This window comes from Vibrio sagamiensis NBRC 104589, assembly GCF_007990935.1.
Taxonomy (GTDB): domain Bacteria; phylum Pseudomonadota; class Gammaproteobacteria; order Enterobacterales; family Vibrionaceae; genus Vibrio; species Vibrio sagamiensis.
Window position 1 is genome coordinate 98,826 of record NZ_BJXJ01000005.1, and the last position, 15,057, is coordinate 113,882.

At 38.8% G+C, this 15,057-nt stretch carries 15 protein-coding genes; 4 read left to right on the forward strand and 11 right to left on the reverse strand.

The genetic code is table 11. The features are described 5' to 3' along the window. Positions 1 to 92: 92 nt before the first annotated feature. The 6 genes from VSA01S_RS03890 to VSA01S_RS03915 form a co-directional block, all read right to left on the reverse strand. Positions 93 to 1,862 carry an IucA/IucC family protein gene (locus VSA01S_RS03890; RefSeq protein ID WP_039980473.1) on the reverse strand — a complete coding sequence of 590 codons (1,770 nt, stop codon included), beginning with the start codon at positions 1,860 to 1,862 and terminating at the stop codon, positions 93 to 95. Next, entirely contained in the window at positions 1,862 to 2,773 is a 912-nt protein-coding gene (locus VSA01S_RS03895; protein WP_039980472.1) for a GNAT family N-acetyltransferase, read from the reverse strand. The genes VSA01S_RS03890 and VSA01S_RS03895 overlap by 1 nt, the downstream gene beginning before the upstream one ends. Then, positions 2,766 to 4,559: an IucA/IucC family protein gene (locus VSA01S_RS03900; RefSeq protein ID WP_039980470.1), complete on the reverse strand. Its 1,794-nt coding sequence runs from the start codon at positions 4,557 to 4,559 to the stop codon at positions 2,766 to 2,768. The genes VSA01S_RS03895 and VSA01S_RS03900 overlap by 8 nt, the downstream gene beginning before the upstream one ends. A gap of 163 nt (positions 4,560 to 4,722) precedes the next feature. Beyond that, positions 4,723 to 6,723 carry a Fe(3+)-hydroxamate ABC transporter permease FhuB gene (fhuB, locus tag VSA01S_RS03905; RefSeq protein ID WP_039980469.1) on the reverse strand — a complete coding sequence of 667 codons (2,001 nt, stop codon included), beginning with the start codon at positions 6,721 to 6,723 and terminating at the stop codon, positions 4,723 to 4,725. After that, positions 6,723 to 7,622, reverse strand: coding sequence for an iron-siderophore ABC transporter substrate-binding protein (locus tag VSA01S_RS03910; RefSeq protein ID WP_039980468.1), 900 nt, complete (start codon positions 7,620 to 7,622; stop codon positions 6,723 to 6,725). Before VSA01S_RS03910 ends, fhuB begins: the two co-directional genes overlap by 1 nt. 19 nt (positions 7,623 to 7,641) lie before the next feature. Then, positions 7,642 to 8,409, reverse strand: coding sequence for an ABC transporter ATP-binding protein (locus VSA01S_RS03915; protein ID WP_039980466.1), 768 nt, complete (start codon positions 8,407 to 8,409; stop codon positions 7,642 to 7,644). A 188-nt stretch (positions 8,410 to 8,597) separates the two neighbouring features. On the opposite strand from VSA01S_RS03915, the gene VSA01S_RS03920 reads away from it, so the two are divergent. Then, positions 8,598 to 9,800 (forward strand): MFS transporter, encoded by a 1,203-nt coding sequence (locus tag VSA01S_RS03920; protein WP_039980513.1) that lies wholly within the window; start codon positions 8,598 to 8,600, stop codon positions 9,798 to 9,800. A gap of 2 nt (positions 9,801 to 9,802) precedes the next feature. On the opposite strand, the gene VSA01S_RS03925 is transcribed toward VSA01S_RS03920, so the two are convergent. From VSA01S_RS03925 to VSA01S_RS03940, 4 genes are all read right to left on the reverse strand, one after another. Further along, positions 9,803 to 10,534, reverse strand: coding sequence for a siderophore ferric iron reductase (locus VSA01S_RS03925; protein ID WP_039980465.1), 732 nt, complete (start codon positions 10,532 to 10,534; stop codon positions 9,803 to 9,805). Between the two features lie 347 nt (positions 10,535 to 10,881). Further along, complete coding sequence (locus tag VSA01S_RS03930; RefSeq protein ID WP_039980464.1) at positions 10,882 to 11,220, reverse strand: hypothetical protein; 339 nt, start codon at positions 11,218 to 11,220, stop codon at positions 10,882 to 10,884. Beyond that, positions 11,202 to 11,525 (reverse strand): hypothetical protein, encoded by a 324-nt coding sequence (locus VSA01S_RS03935; RefSeq protein WP_039980463.1) that lies wholly within the window; start codon positions 11,523 to 11,525, stop codon positions 11,202 to 11,204. The genes VSA01S_RS03930 and VSA01S_RS03935 overlap by 19 nt, the downstream gene beginning before the upstream one ends. A 174-nt stretch (positions 11,526 to 11,699) precedes the next feature. Beyond that, entirely contained in the window at positions 11,700 to 12,062 is a 363-nt protein-coding gene (locus tag VSA01S_RS03940; protein WP_039980462.1) for a hypothetical protein, read from the reverse strand. A 494-nt stretch (positions 12,063 to 12,556) separates the two neighbouring features. Here VSA01S_RS03940 and VSA01S_RS03945 point away from each other — a divergent pair, with 494 nt between their 5' ends. Continuing rightward, positions 12,557 to 13,240: a tail fiber domain-containing protein gene (locus VSA01S_RS03945; RefSeq protein ID WP_050567298.1), complete on the forward strand. Its 684-nt coding sequence runs from the start codon at positions 12,557 to 12,559 to the stop codon at positions 13,238 to 13,240. A 378-nt stretch (positions 13,241 to 13,618) separates the two neighbouring features. Next, on the forward strand, positions 13,619 to 13,936 hold the full coding sequence (locus tag VSA01S_RS03950) for a hypothetical protein (RefSeq protein ID WP_039980461.1): 318 nt from the start codon (positions 13,619 to 13,621) through the stop codon (positions 13,934 to 13,936). Positions 13,937 to 14,032: 96 nt separating this feature from the next. Here the strand turns inward: VSA01S_RS03950 and VSA01S_RS03955 are convergent, their stop codons facing one another. Further along, the gene (locus VSA01S_RS03955) at positions 14,033 to 14,302 is read right to left on the reverse strand and encodes a DUF5062 family protein (protein WP_039980460.1); all 270 of its coding nucleotides are present in this window, start codon (positions 14,300 to 14,302) and stop codon (positions 14,033 to 14,035) included. Positions 14,303 to 14,677: 375 nt separating this feature from the next. Between VSA01S_RS03955 and VSA01S_RS03960 the strand changes: the two genes are divergently transcribed. Next, a complete protein-coding gene (locus VSA01S_RS03960) occupies positions 14,678 to 14,938 on the forward strand; it encodes a helix-turn-helix domain-containing protein (RefSeq protein ID WP_039980458.1) in 261 nt (86 codons plus the stop codon). Positions 14,939 to 15,057 lie beyond the last annotated feature (119 nt).

Consider the following 15,057-nt stretch of genomic DNA (forward strand, 5'->3'; position numbering starts at 1 on the left):
TTGGGTTTTAGCCTAATTGAGCTGTAATCTAAATAACAACGATTGACTTAATACAGAGCTTTATCGTTTAAATGGTGAGTTTTTATGGACGATTAACGCCTCTTTTGCATTGCTGTCACCAATGGGTTTTCTAACATGTTGTCCATGTCTGGGAGCATCCTAGTTGCACTTGCATCTGTACTGTGACGGAATTTTGCAAGATTGAGCCCAATCCGTAAGATTTTGGGCTTGAAAAGATCAAACTGTTTGAATCGATGCTGATAATCAGGGTTAGCGTGCATGTAGGCTTTGATTCTTTCTCCAAGTAAGGCGTAGAATTCCACTTCTGAGAAGCCTAATTGAGCAACAAGGGGGGAAATAAAGCGAAGTGTTGTGACAAAATGACCCGTTTGTAAATCGTGGATAATGAGATTTTCTGGTAAGCGAACGGTGACTTGTTTGACATTTTCTGCTAGTAAGGACTGTTCTGGATAATCGCCCTCGACCAAACGCATGTCACCTTGAAAATCCTTAAGAAGAATTCGTTTGGGACAGGAGTTTTCCATCACTAGAGTGACATTTTGCCCATGAGCAATCAATGATACGCCATATTTACAGAGTAAATGGTAATAAGGTATCACCACGGCATCAAACAGCTTGGTTAACCAAGCCTGAATCGAGAGACCAGAATGTTTGATGTACTCTGCTATGAGTGAGTTGTCATGATGATCACTCTCCATTAAAGCTGCCATTAAGATAGCATCCTCACCGGGTTTGAGCTTTGAAGTGGTCGATTCACGCCAGATTACACCTAGTAATTCATGATAACGATAAGGCGCACCTTCTAGATGCTCATAATCGGCTTGGATAGCAAAAGCGGCAGCTGGCTCTTGAAGAACCTGTGCTCCTTTACTAATTAAAAGCTCATCAGATTTAAAAACGGAATCAATCCAATCTGATGCAGTTGGCCCAGCAAGAATATATCGTCCGGGAATACCTCGGTAACAAGAGGTGTTCATAATAGTAAGCGGTAATTTGATGTCGTAGCTATTTGGCCTAGTTATGTTGCTCAATGTACGTAAAGAAAGTTGAGCTAGGAACTGGTCACCAAATTCACCTAGATAGATAATGTGCTTTTCTGCCAATTCTCGGATAAAAAGCATCGATAGTTTTTGCTTCCATTGCCAAGGGTGTACAGGGACAATTGTGTAGTCGTCGCGTTCAACATTGAATGAGGCCAAAATTTGATTCATTTTAGTAAGTTCACATTCATAAACAGATTGTGCGAGTAAATCCTGCCATTGCAAATTTGATGTGGTCGCTTGTTTTAAAATGGAACGATGAACAGCAACCCAAATAAGTTGAAAAGTCTGGGCTGATTCAGGCGCATACTTTTTAAGATCATCACTTCCCCAGCCACGTCGCCCTTTGTTGAATGCAAATTTTGGATGGCCATCAAAATAGGTCTGCTGTTGTTCACATGATAAGAAGGCCAAATCACGCGCAGTCATGGACTCTTTTTTTTGCATTAATTTGCAATCACTCAGAAGCGTGGCATTAAGATCTTCTAAATGTTCAGCGAATGCGTTGTCTGACATATTAAGCAATGGCTGCAAATCACGCATTAATAATGCTGCTGAGATAGAAGCTTGAGATTCTACCGAAGAGTATCGAGTGATACTTCGCGGCTTAATCATCACTTGCCCCCAAATATTCCTCGTGCCTTGAAAAGTGTATTCGGTTTTGTCATTGAGTTTTAGAACATAACCGTCATTGCTCGGCTGTAAAACAAAGGCTTGTTCATAAGCAAATTCACTGATGATTTTGGCCGCGAGTTTGTGGTTGGCAACCTCCCAATATTTTTGAATTGCGTTTTGTTCCATTACCATTGCTCCTTAAAAAAGCGATCACGGTTTTGCATTAACAAAGCTGAACGTTTGTGAGGGAAATTAAATTCAAATTGCTTTTCAAAACCCATCGGTAGAATCCGATTGAATAATCGTTGGTTGTCCGATCTTGGCTCTAAAACAATGCGTTGGGTTCGTACATCATCAATAAAGATGTAGTGACTAATGGCTTTGATCCAAGCGTTGAAATAATCCGGACCTCGGAATGTTTGCTCGCCAACTAAAAGGTGAATCCCACGGTCAAAATCTTGAACGTCAAAATATGGGCTGAGTCTGTCCTCTGCCACCCAGTAAACTTCAATATAGCCAAAAGGTTGGCCGTTAAACTCACCAATCAGAGGAATAATATGATCATCAGCTAAGCGTTCTAAAAGGAATGCTAACAGTTGGTCTTCACTCCAAGCTTGCTCCCAAAACTCAGCGACCCTTGGATCGTTCATCCAGCGAGTAAATATGGTCAAATCTTTTTCTGTATCGATAAGTCTGAAACTGACTTCCGCTTGAACTTTACTATCGAAGCGTTTATAGACGCACCCTTGAGGCATTGGCGGTCGTAAAGGGTGATGTCGGTAGCGGCTGTCGGACTGAACTAAATACTTTGGGAATTGAGTCGATACCTTATGCTTATGCCAAAAAAGAGGCATTTGATAAAAGGCGTAACGGTTCAGTTTGACTCCAGCGATCGGTAAGCGAGAAGTTAAACATTCCACAAGAGCATGATCAGTATTTTGTATATTGAGTGCCTCAAGTTGTGGTTGCTGTTCAAAAAGCAGGTCAAGTTCTTCAAAGCAGGTTTGCCATATTGTAGGGTGGTCAAAATCACCTAGTTGTACCGTAAATGAAATACTGTTTTTACCATCAAAAATTAAGGTTTTGTAATTATCCATGAGCGATCTCCTTAATATTGATAAGTGGATTGGGTAAATCAAAGTAGATTACCGCTGGGTCAGGAATGGAGTTCTCGTTAAAGTTGGCTAAATAACAGTAGAAATTACCTTTACAACATAAAGCATCACTTGAAAGTACATACCTCAAACAACGATCATCCTTGACTCCCGAGTTAAGTAACGCGTTGAGTTTGGCGTGAAGCTGCCTAATTAATTGTGATTCAGTGATACTCAGACTACTGGATATGGCAGAGATAACATTGAATGTTGAGTTAATGATGAGGTAGTAAGCAAAATATCGTTTCACCTTATCAAAATTCCAGTAGTTTTCTAGCGCTTGTTTATCATCACCTAATTCGTGGCTAAATAATTGGAAAGCAAGATCGGTATAGCCCGTTCCTTGGCAATCTCTGTAGTACATACCCACAGGAAAGCCTTGTTCTAGCTGCATGACAATATTTTGCTGGTGGGCGAGAAATACAATCCCGAAGTTTGCTTGTAAATGGAAAAGAGGAACAACCGCGTGAGTACAGTAAGCGTCAAACCAGCGTTGAGCTGCGTCAATATCGGAAAGGTTATTTTCTTTAGCGTAGTGACGAATTCTGTGTGCGACTAAACTGGATTTTTCGTATGGGTTTTGTTGCGTTAACGTCGCTAAAACGACGGCTTCTTGCTGAGGTTTTTCTGCTAAAGGATTGTCTCTAAATGCCACAAGACTCGCATCTATGATTTGATTGTTTTGGTCTTTTAACCCCATGTAAGCTGGCTCTTGCATCAGTTGAAACCCGAAGCCATCGCCAAGTTCATTAGCTAGCTTTTGTTGTTGGAAGAGATCATTTAAGCGAGTCCCCCTCACTACTTCTTTTAATGAAAGGTTACGAATAGAATTTGTTAACTTAACACTTAAGGAAAACTTCAACATGTAGGGCAACGTTGGTGCATACAGAGAGCGAGTAGAAGAGGTCGGGTACCATATCGTACCAATTTGACCAAGGCTCACAATTTCTCTTGAATTAATGTAATGCTCAATCGATGGATTGTCTTGCATTACTTGCCATTGCCATGGATGAACAGGTAATAATGTTTTTCCATCAAGAGCTGCATTATCGAGTGCCTGTTTTAATGTTGAATCATGGATAACCAGTTGTTTTATTCTCTGAGCAAATGGGACGCCTGCAGAGCTGCCGGTGGCAAGCAATTGCTGACTAACCTCTAACCAGTGCAACTGAAATTGGCCACCGAGTTCTGGGGAATAAAATTTAGCGTCTTGCGCTGTAAATTGTTCACGACTTTTCGGTGCAGGGTGGAATGAGTGGCCAATTAATAACCCTTGTTCTGCCGTTTTGAAATCGAGTTCATCAGTAAATAATTGCGTTTGATATGGAGAATATTCAATAGCTTGAGTGGTATTGTAATGGCTTTCAAGTACCCGTTTGACGAAAATGTCCTTTTGCTCATCACTAATATGTCCGACAAATAGGGGATCTGAAGCAACATGTTCAATGATTTGCTGAGCGGAAAGAAGAGTCACATTATCTTCTGTGATCAGACGTGCAGGTAAGTAATAGTCATGCCCTCCAAGCTCTGAATAATAGCATAGGCAAATTTCTATTGTGCCTCGATCAAATAAAGGAAGTTGGAAAAAGTAAGCATCATCGCGCGCTTCAATTTGTATAGATTGATTTTCTCGGGCTAGGGAATTAAGAAAACAAGCAAGGGCAGGATCCCTAGAAGGAACTTGATGGCTTGTTTTCTCGTGGTTAAGCCTATCGTTGGTACGATTCATTATAATAACTCTAATTCAGTTGATGATAGTAATAAACATGACAATAGTAATCATTATCATTAACATATTCAATAGCTTTATTACTTAAAGTGCATGTTTTTATTGTACTTTATCATCAAAATGAATGTGGTTTTTTAATCGCAAAAAAAATGAGTATAGAAAATTAATGCCTCATCAGGTAAAGGAAGTAGCTTCCACCAATGAGTGAAGCCAATAAGCCTGCAGGGAACTGCCATGGAAACCAAACCACTCTGCCTGCCCAGTCTGCCAAAACCATAATGATGGCACCGAGTAAAGCTGCCGTTAGCATCTGTGGTAAGGCTCGATATTGATGGAGAGAACGTGCCATATGTGGTGCGAGTAAGCCGATAAAACTTAACGGGCCTATAACAATGGTACACAGTGTAGTGAGCAAGGCGACAAGCAATAATAATATTAAGCGAACCGCAGCGGTATTTACGCCAATACTGTAAGCCATAGTGTCACCTAGGCCGATGAGATCTGCCCATCGATGCAGTAATAACGCAGTCATTCCTAATATTGATACTCCCCCCAGTAATAGCAAAACGTCGTTGTAATCTGCCAGGTAAGTCGAACCGGATAACCAAGTCAATAGGGCGGTGGCGTTATCATGACCAGAGCTCATTGCAATCCTAAGCAATGCATCAAGCCCGGCACTCAAAGCAATACCAATTAGTAATGTTTGAGTCGGCGAAAATTGACTTTTCCTGCCCAGTAACCACACGAGTGCGGTGACTAAGAGTGCGCCCAAAGTACCAAGCAACATTTGTTGTTCTCTCTGAACTACGCCAGCAAGGGTCGTCCCTAAGACTAAAGCTAATGCCGCGCCAGAGCTTATCCCTAAGACTTCAGGACTGGCCATAGGATTATTGGAGATACGTTGGATCAAGCTGCCAGCAAAGGCCAATCCTATTCCAGCAAATAGTGCTACAAATACCCGTGGCGCTCGTAGCTCAAATAATTTTTGGCTTAAAATGAAGCTCCAGCCTGTCTGGTTTTTGCCAATAACGAGTGCCAAAAAACACACCAAAACGAGGCTTAGCAGCAGTGCTATTAACGTACCTCTTGGAGCGTGAGACTGATAACCAGTGGTTGGTTCATTGCGGGCTTTAAATTCTGCTTGTAATGGCGTTTTGTGTAGTAACCATAATAGAAAAGGCGCGCCAATCAGAGCTGTCATAGCACCAGTGGGTAAGAGTTCCCCCCCAATGCCTGAAAAAGGCTGAATAACGAGATCGACCATTAAGAGGAGGCCACTACCAATCAAACCACTAGCAATAATCTGTTTTCCGAGTGGTCTTATTCCCATTATTTTCGCAATAGCAGGCGCGACAATACCGACAAACCCAATAAGGCCAACTTCGCTAACCACCGCCGCACTGATAAAAATAGCCAGTGACAAACACAGTAGTTTGATATGTTTTATATTTATTCCTAGCGACAAGGCGACATTATCACCAAATTGTAAAGCGGATAGAGGACGTTGAAACAGTAACAATAACGACGTAGGAATGACGATGAGAGGGAGTAGGGTTTGAGCGCCAGTCCAGCCATTTTGATTTAAAACTCCCGCTCCCCAAACAAAAATGCTACTAAGTTTTTGATCATTTATCATTAAGAGCATGGTGGTGATAGAGCCTAAAAATAAACTGACAACCATGCCTGAAAGTACCATATGTAATGGTGAATAACCTCGTGTTGAACTGAGGATAAAAACTAATCCAGTTGCTAGGCAGCCACCGATAAAAGCGGTGACAAAGGAAGGAACAGCAAATTGAATCGGAACCATCAAAATACCTATCACTATTCCAAGCTCTGCACCTGAAGCGACCCCCAATGTGGTTGGAGAGGCGATAGGGTTACGTAAGACAAATTGCATCACACAGCCCGACACGGCTAGGGCAAATCCACACATTAGCGCCATAGAAAGGCGAGGTAGATAAGTTAATTGTGTTATCAGATGCTGGTAATTCTCAGGGTCAAAATGAAACACAGTCTGCCAGAGTAAATCAATGCCTTGCGAATAAGGTGCAGTAAGGTGCAGTAATCCACCTAAACTTAAAATAAAAAGAAGAGTTAAAGCAAGGGCTTTCAATGGCCATTGTTTTGATGAAGCAGGTATGTAAACAGTGCGGGTATTCATTATTTTTTTGTCAATTGTTGTGTAAGGTGATCACTCAAGCGTTGTGCGGTAAGTAATCCACCAAATGTCCATATTGCAGGCAGTTCATGGACTGACTTTGTTCGTGTGAAAGCCATAGCTTGCCAAAGTGGTGAGAGTGAAAGTCTGTCACGTTGTTGTTGAGTGAGTGGACCAAATAGTGTGACGATAGCCTGCTGATGCTCCGCAACTTTTTCAGTTCCAACGGTGGTAAATCCCCATAAATTAGTCTCATCTTGCCAATCATTGCTTAACCCCATCGATGTGATGGTAGCATCAACTAAAGAGCCCTGACCGTGAATGCGTAGCGTTTTATCATTCACAAAACGTACAAATAAAAGAGGCGAGTTAGTAACATTGACAGAACGTATTTGTTCTCCATTTTGTTTTAATTTCAGCCTTGTTTGCTCAATTAATTTTTGAGCTTGTTGCTCTTTATTGAACAAGACACCCAGGGAGCGAGTGATCTCTATTGCTGTGTCTAAGGGGCGCTTTTTGTCGTTGTAAAGACTATAAACCAGCACAGGGGCTATTTTGCTCAAAGGTTTAAAAGCCGCTGCCATGTGCTGGCTCATCAGAATAACATCAGGGTTTGTCTCGGCAAGCAGTTCAAGGTTAGGCTCACGACGAGAGCCTAAATCGATGACGTTAGCGCCTAAATGTGGCTTAACAACCCATTGTTGGTAGCCTTTTGCGTCCGCAACACCTTGTAGTTCAATGCCCAAACTTAAAACGGTTTCTGCTAATGCCCAATCGAGAACGAGTACTTTTTTGGGTGTATTTTTAAAAGTAGCAGTGCCCATTTCATGTTGGATTTTTAGAGCGAAGCTGTTGAAAGTACAGGCCAATAGGATGAAAAATGCAATAAGACTTTTTTTCACAATCAATACCTTTTGAACTTTAAGCTATGTAGCTAATGGGGTGACCCGTTTGTGGATGTGTAAATAGAGCGAGTTCCATTCCGTAAATCTTTTGTAAAATTGCGGGTGTCATCAACTCTTGAGGTTTACCTGATGCAATGACTTTTCCTGAATGCAAGGCAACCAATTGATCACTGAATTTGGCGGCCATATTAATATCGTGAAGAACCATAATTACAGTTAACCCGATTGACTGATTGAGTTCTCGAATCAAGCTTAGCAGCTCGTGCTGGTGGGCAACGTCAAGCGCCGAAGTGGGTTCATCAAGTAAAATACATTGGCTTTCTTGGGCGAGTAACATTGCAACCCAAGCTCTTTGTCTTTCACCACCAGAAAGTGTTGCTACAAACCGATGAGAAAATCGATTGAGTCCAACTCTCTCAATGGCTTGGTCTACGATGGCATAATCTTGTTTACTGTAACGACCGAAGGCTCCCTTCCACGGGTAACGACCAAAACAAACTAATTCACGAACCGTGACTCCATCAGTAAGAGGTGGATGTTGTGGCAGATAAGCAACCTGATGAGCAAATTCTAAATGACTAAAGGAGGAAAGAGCCTTTTGATTAAAAGTAATATCACCACTGGAACAGCGGTTTTGTCTGCTCAATAGCTTAATCAATGTAGATTTTCCGCATCCATTATGTCCGAGTAAAGTGGTCACTTTACCCGCTTTAAAGGTCAGATTCGTTGGAGCAAGAATCGTTTTAGCATCAATGACAAATGATGCATCGACCAATTGGTACATATTCTAATCATCAGTTGAGTAAATGTGTAAAAGAGGATAATGTAAATACAAGCAAATGTAAATGATAATGATTTTTGTTACTCTTATATTTAATTCTATCATTAAGAATTTATCTAAGCCTAAAATTTGTCACTAATTGTGGCTAATTAATAATGAATACCTTATTTCTCGTATTAAGATGAAAAATGATGTCCAAAACAATGAACAATAAGTCTCAATTAATTTTGATTGGCCTTGCCGCTGCTCTGATGGGGATCGGTCAGAATGGTTTACTCGTCTCACTGCCATTCTTAGTCGAAAAGTCAGCATTTGACTTATCCACGTGGTCCATTCTAATTGCCATTGGTAGTTTTCTTTTTTTGCCATCAGCACCTTTTTGGGGGCGATATAGCGATAAATTTGGCCCGAAAAAAGTAGTGATCCAAGCTTTACTGGGTATGGCAGTGAGTTTTACTTTATTATGTCTTTTTACTTTTCTCAGTACTTATCGTGAAGAGTGGGCGATGGTGTCGCTATTAGGGCTTCTGTTAGCCAGAATTATCTATGGTTGTACTGTAGCTGGAATGGTGCCAGCTAGCCAGCATTGGGCAATGATATTGTACGGAAAAAATGAACGTTTACAGGCAATAACAACGGTAAGTATTGGTTTAAGTACAGGGCGGTTGGCTGGGCCTTTATTATCGATTTTAATGTTAAAGTTTTCTCCGTTTGCACCTCTATTTCTCATGATTGCTCTGCCATTCATTGCTCTATTGGGAGCTTTAATTTTACCATCACCAACGTCTGAAATAATCCCAAACCAACAAAAAAAACCTCTTCCATGGTGCCCTCCGAAGACATTACAGCCTTTCTTGCTTAGTGGTTTATTGCTTTGTGCTGCTATTGCTCTTTTGCAATACAGTTTTTCGCCACTAATTTTTTCTGTTACGCGTTGGTCAACAGAACAGATAAGTGATGCGATTGGTATATTGTTAACCATCAGTGCGGGATTAACATTTTCAGCTCAAGTTTTGGTGATTAAGAAGAAAAAACTGTCGACTACTGCCATGTATCGTTATGGCTCAATTGCTTTGCTGATTGGTTTTTTGTTATTTTTAATTCCAAGTATTTGGGGTTTTGGTTTTGCAATGGGAATGGCTGCAATAGGGGCGTCGTTACTGGTGCCAGCTTATACTTCCGCAGCGACAGAAAAATTGAGTGATTCTCCGGGTGCTGTTGCTGGCTACGTATCGATGTCTCATACAATCGGATATGGTTTCGCCTCGTTACTTGCGTTTAGTGCAACACTTAATCCTCTTTATCCAATTTACTTGTGTATCGTCTTTTCTGTGTGGATTTTTCTTACGGCTTTTTCATTTAGTCAAAAAAGGCAAGAGTCCATTCGCGAATAGTCCTAACGTTTGTTATTTATGTGTCTTGGACAGTTCTGACAAAACTCGCGGTCGTGGCGTTTATAAACGAAACAACAGCTTGTTCTGACAAAGGTCATCTGTTTGGTTTGCTGGTTGTATTTTAAGTTGTCGATTAATTTTTCTGGTAAATTACACGCTGTTATCCAGAGTTTAGCCTGCTCAATAAGTGGGCTATCTGTAAGTGCGGGTACCTGTTCTTGGAGCTTGACTAAACAACTTAAGATTCCGTCGGCGAACAGGTAATGAGTGAAACCTGGACGTATACGAGTCCACTGGTTGATCTCTTTACGAAAGTGACTGAACAGTGTCTGTAACTCTTGGCCCGCATAAGTGATTAATTCTTGCTGATCTCCAATATAATGGTGATGATGCTCAAATTGATAGCCACCGATAAAGCAGGGCTGAACTTTCTGCTTGATATAAGATAATTTGGGTAATCCATTACAACAATACACAGATATACAAGCAAGATAAATTGGCTGCCAACAAAGTAAACTCCAAGTTCTCGTCAACCAATAAGCAGAGCCTGCTTCTGGATGCTGGTGTTGTAAACTTTCATAAAGGTCACGGATTGATTGTGAATTAGGCGTTTGTATATCAATCGAAGGCCAAAGTGAGGCATCATTTGAAGCTACTTTCATTTCACCTGAAAGGTGAGGGTTTATTTGCTGCGAATGGCGAAAAAGGTCGTCTAAAAATGAAATACTGTCCATATTTTTGAATTTATTCCTTTAAATAATGAAAGAATAAATAAACTTCAGCATTATTGCAATTGATTATCATTGCTGTTCGCTTTTGGTTGAATACTCCGTTTTCTGAAGGGACAATAGTGATACATTTAAGTGAACTAAATCACAATAAATTATACTAAGATAGTACTAATCTGAAATGTGCAATTAAGCTAAGGCTCTAAGTTTACTGAAGTATTATTTAGAACACCATCGAAATGAAATCTTTAAAAGTATTAGAGTTATTATTCTATTTTTTAGTTCAAGGAATGACTTATTGGCTGAACGTTATTTTTGACCAATAATGACCTATAAAGAATAAAATAAGGTCGTTATTGGCAAAGTTGCTCAAAGTTTTGTTGATTAATCAATTTACAGGTTTCAATAAGTCGTTGAGGGCGATTGGTGCATATTGTATTTAATGAACCTGTTTGGGCGCTCCAGTTTTGTTTTTGCCACTTATTTATCAGTGATTTCACTTCGTCAAACGAATTTAGGTTTTGAAATGAATGCGTCAATATATGAGTGGCGTTGATTTGTTTCATCTGAGCAATATATTTACCTTGCTCGTTCATGGAGTAATATAAAAAAGTACCCGTTATCCAACCTGAGAGACTCAATAGTATAATTAATGATCTGAGCAGGTATGTATTTATATGTGCAGTCGACATACGGTGGTCACTCCTTCTTCTGTCAGAATTCTTCTTAGTTTGTCTCTGCCATACTCACATAAGGTCGTTACAGAACCTGTTTGAGCTGTCCACTCATTTTCAAACCAATATTGCATAGTTTGAACAATTTCTTGTTGTGTACGCTTTTTTCTTAGTGCTTGTATGACGATATTGTAGGCATTTTCAGTACTGATACTTTCTAAGTGTTGCTGTTGTTCAGACATGTAGTTGTAAAGCATGGCGCTTGAGAATAGCCAACCAGAAAAAGAAAGGCATAGTAGTATAATTAATCGTCTTTTATTCATTATCTAAACTCTAAAAGTGTTTATATTCACGGTGATTATTGATGACTTGTTCTCAGATAGCTTTTGAGTGATATTGATCACAAATTTTTCACGTTATTTATTAGAAAATATTGTTGATGTTATCAGGTAACGTCACCTAGCCGTTTAAAGAACGCAGTTGCGTTGCGGACATCGCTACTCTAGTGGTGTCCGCTTTTTTATCAGCTTTATTGATTCTCTCTTTATCTCAAAGTGTTGTTCGAGTACTTGAGAGGGGATGCCGGTATTACGCATAACTTTGCTTGTGGTAATACTGTTATTTAAGAATACGTTTTGTTCTAGTTCTTCCGCTGGAATATCTCTATCAACGTTCTCAAACAAGTAAGTAATTAGCCTTAAATTACTGCTGCCTTTACGAAAACTGAGTAATTTTTTATCATTTATCCACAATGAAAAATCGTCTTTCTTAAACTCTAAAACGCTTTCTTGCTTAAATAGATGCAAACAGATAAACAGAAAAAGCACACTATTAAGCACAAGTAGTAAACACGATAGCATACTTGTATTTAGTCCAATTATTATAACAACTTTGGGGCAGCTATTATCTTTTTTGAGGTTGAAATGTCAAAGGTAAATTATCTATTTTTAACATCACCATAATGAAATAGAATCCTATATAGTATATTTAAATATATATATCATGGATTTACTATATTGCTAGAAGTTAGGTAATTAAGAGGTTAATAATTACAATTTCACTGTAATATGTGACAGCTTAGATATCTTTTTGTGTGAATGTTAATCATTATTTATAAAGATGCATTTAATTTTTACATATTGAGTAAATAAGTTTTTTTAAGGTATTTTGTTAATTTTTACTATTTTTGAGTATATACTCTAAATTCAACCGGAGAAATTAACCTATTTATTAATAATTATTGTTTGACTTTTGAGCTAGATAACAAATGATATAATATGGCCTTAAAAGGCTTTAAAAACTTTAATCTAAAAGAGATATTACATTTGTAATTTATATCAATTGAGGGTTAATTATGCGCAAAACTTACATTATGCTTGCCACGTTTCTTACACCATGGTGTGCTAACTCACAGTCTTTTAATATTCTCTGTACAAGCGATTATCTGAATTTTTCAGAATTTTTGCCTAATGAGGTTACTTATCAAGCACCATTAAAAAAGGCATTTTCTGAAGATAGACAAAGTTATTTAAAATTTGTCGACATTAGTGAAGATGATTATTTAGATGTTGTTATACAGTGCCCTACAGGAAGCTCTCCCAGCCCTGCATTAAGAGGTGATGATACTTCCTATCTTTTTCGTGTTCACAAACAAGACAGATCTTATTGGTCACCAGGGCCGATTACATATTTCAATGTAGAAAGTGAATCTCATTACTTATCGAGAACTGCTCCAGAGCATCTTTTCTTACGATTCAGTGATATTCACATCAAAGAGGATATTACTCCTTTGACGACATCTTTGGATGAAATGCTTAAAATTGAGTCCTATCAGTATCGTTATGTTGATCAGGAGCAGTTTGAAGCTGGCTTCCTTGCTCAACAAGTAGAAGAAGTATACCCAGCCCTTGTTTTTACAGACATAGAGACAGGAAATAAACTGCTAGATTATAAAGGAATGATCCCTATTTTATTGGAGTCAATTAGAGAGCTTAATGAAAAAGTTGAGCAGCTTGAGTTGAGACTAGAATCCCAGTAACTCAATATTTCCGATTAATATTATAGCTTTTTGCCAGCATTCATTAATTGTAGTGTGTCGTGATGTTGAGCCGCCATATAATTTTGGATAAAGAAAGTGAGTATTTTGTCGTCTTTGCTGATAAATGCTGCCATCGACGTTTTTAAATAACTCAATTCAATCTATTTAAGTTGCTCACATCACACCCTAGTTTATTTACAAACTTTGAGGTTACTTTACGCCGTGTTATAAATCACAGTTTTTGCATTAAACTGAAGAGTTTGATTGTGTCACTTTGCTATTTCTAGTTATCCTCGATTTGAAGTTAAATTTATTAAAATCAATAGTTTAATTGTTTATCTTCTCAATTCTAACCTACAATATAATAAGGTTTTAACTATGAAAATGATAACAACGTTGCTGGCTTCTCTTCTTTTCGCTTCTACAGGTGCTATCGCCGACACAACGCGATTAACTGAACAAGAAGAGCAACTGATTAAACAAGCTTCTCCAGCACAAATGCGACAGTGTGTGATAAACTCAGTTCTGAGTTTAGATGAAGGCACTAGACATAATTTGGGAGTTCTGTATCAGAGTCTAAATGAGGATCTTCAGAGAAGAGGTTTCGTCTCTGAACAAGATCCCTTGAATCAATTGATTACTTCACAGGAAATGGCAATGGCCATTTTGGTGTATTGTAAATCTAAACTAAATTAATGATTATCTTGTATTTATTAAACGAGTGGGCTTGGGGCCCACTCTTTATTTATCGTTATAATTAAATTTTAAATAAACTACCGCGAAACTTAAGGCTTAGGATGTTATTGTTTGTGAATTCGCTTTTTTTAAATTACCTTTCATCCATATCGCGAGTCTACGTTTGATATTTGGCCCATTGGTCTTATCTAATGGAAGAGGAGTAATTTGACGAACTTTAACGAGGAAGAGATACAGAGCCTTGGCGACAACAGGCTGAGGTTGGTTTCTATCCGTAAGAGGGTAACCTTGCATCTCTGCGAGTTTACATCCTACTTTGAGGGCTTTTTTGAACAGTTTTTCATCTTGCTTTGCTTGATTGTTCATAATATTAACCTTACCTTGTGTTAATTATGTCATCCCATGTTTCTAATTATAGTTTAGTTTTACTTTATGTCATACTCTATGTGCAAGGTGTCGAAAAACATACCATGTATTGGCTTTTTGCTTTTACTCTCTGGGCTATTTCTTTGCGGTGCTGCTTTATTGTACAGCAATAGATAAGGAATGACCTTTATAAAAGTATAGCTATTGGTGTTGTTTTAGGTTGAATTCATAACAAAAACCTATGGCTTTTGCTAAAAATGATAATGAAAGGTATGTTTTTATGAAATTTGACAGGAAATTTCTTCACAGTTCTAGACAAAAAGTTTCTGATGCTGATAATAGCCCGAAACTATTTTGATGCCAGATAAGAAGACTATGCTTGAAAAGCAACCCATACTTGATCGCAAAACAGTAAAGCAACTGATCCGAACTGAACTTGAGCCTACTTGGTCAGACTCTCGAGTAAATCCAGATATGTCTTGGGTCATTCCTCTTGTGACTAACGAGCTATTTGAAGCTGTATTGATCCACTGTAGAGGAAATCAAGCAAAAGCATCTAGAACGCTTGGTATTAACCGAGGAACTTACCGTACTAAATTAAAAAATAGTCACCGTAAGGAATTCGGGAAAGCTTAGGGCTTTCTGAGACAATGCATTGTGTAAACCACTGCTTAATAGTGGTTTACACTCTTGATTACTTTTACACTTCTTTTAGTCTACTCTCTACTCTCTACTCTCTACTCTCTACTCTCTAC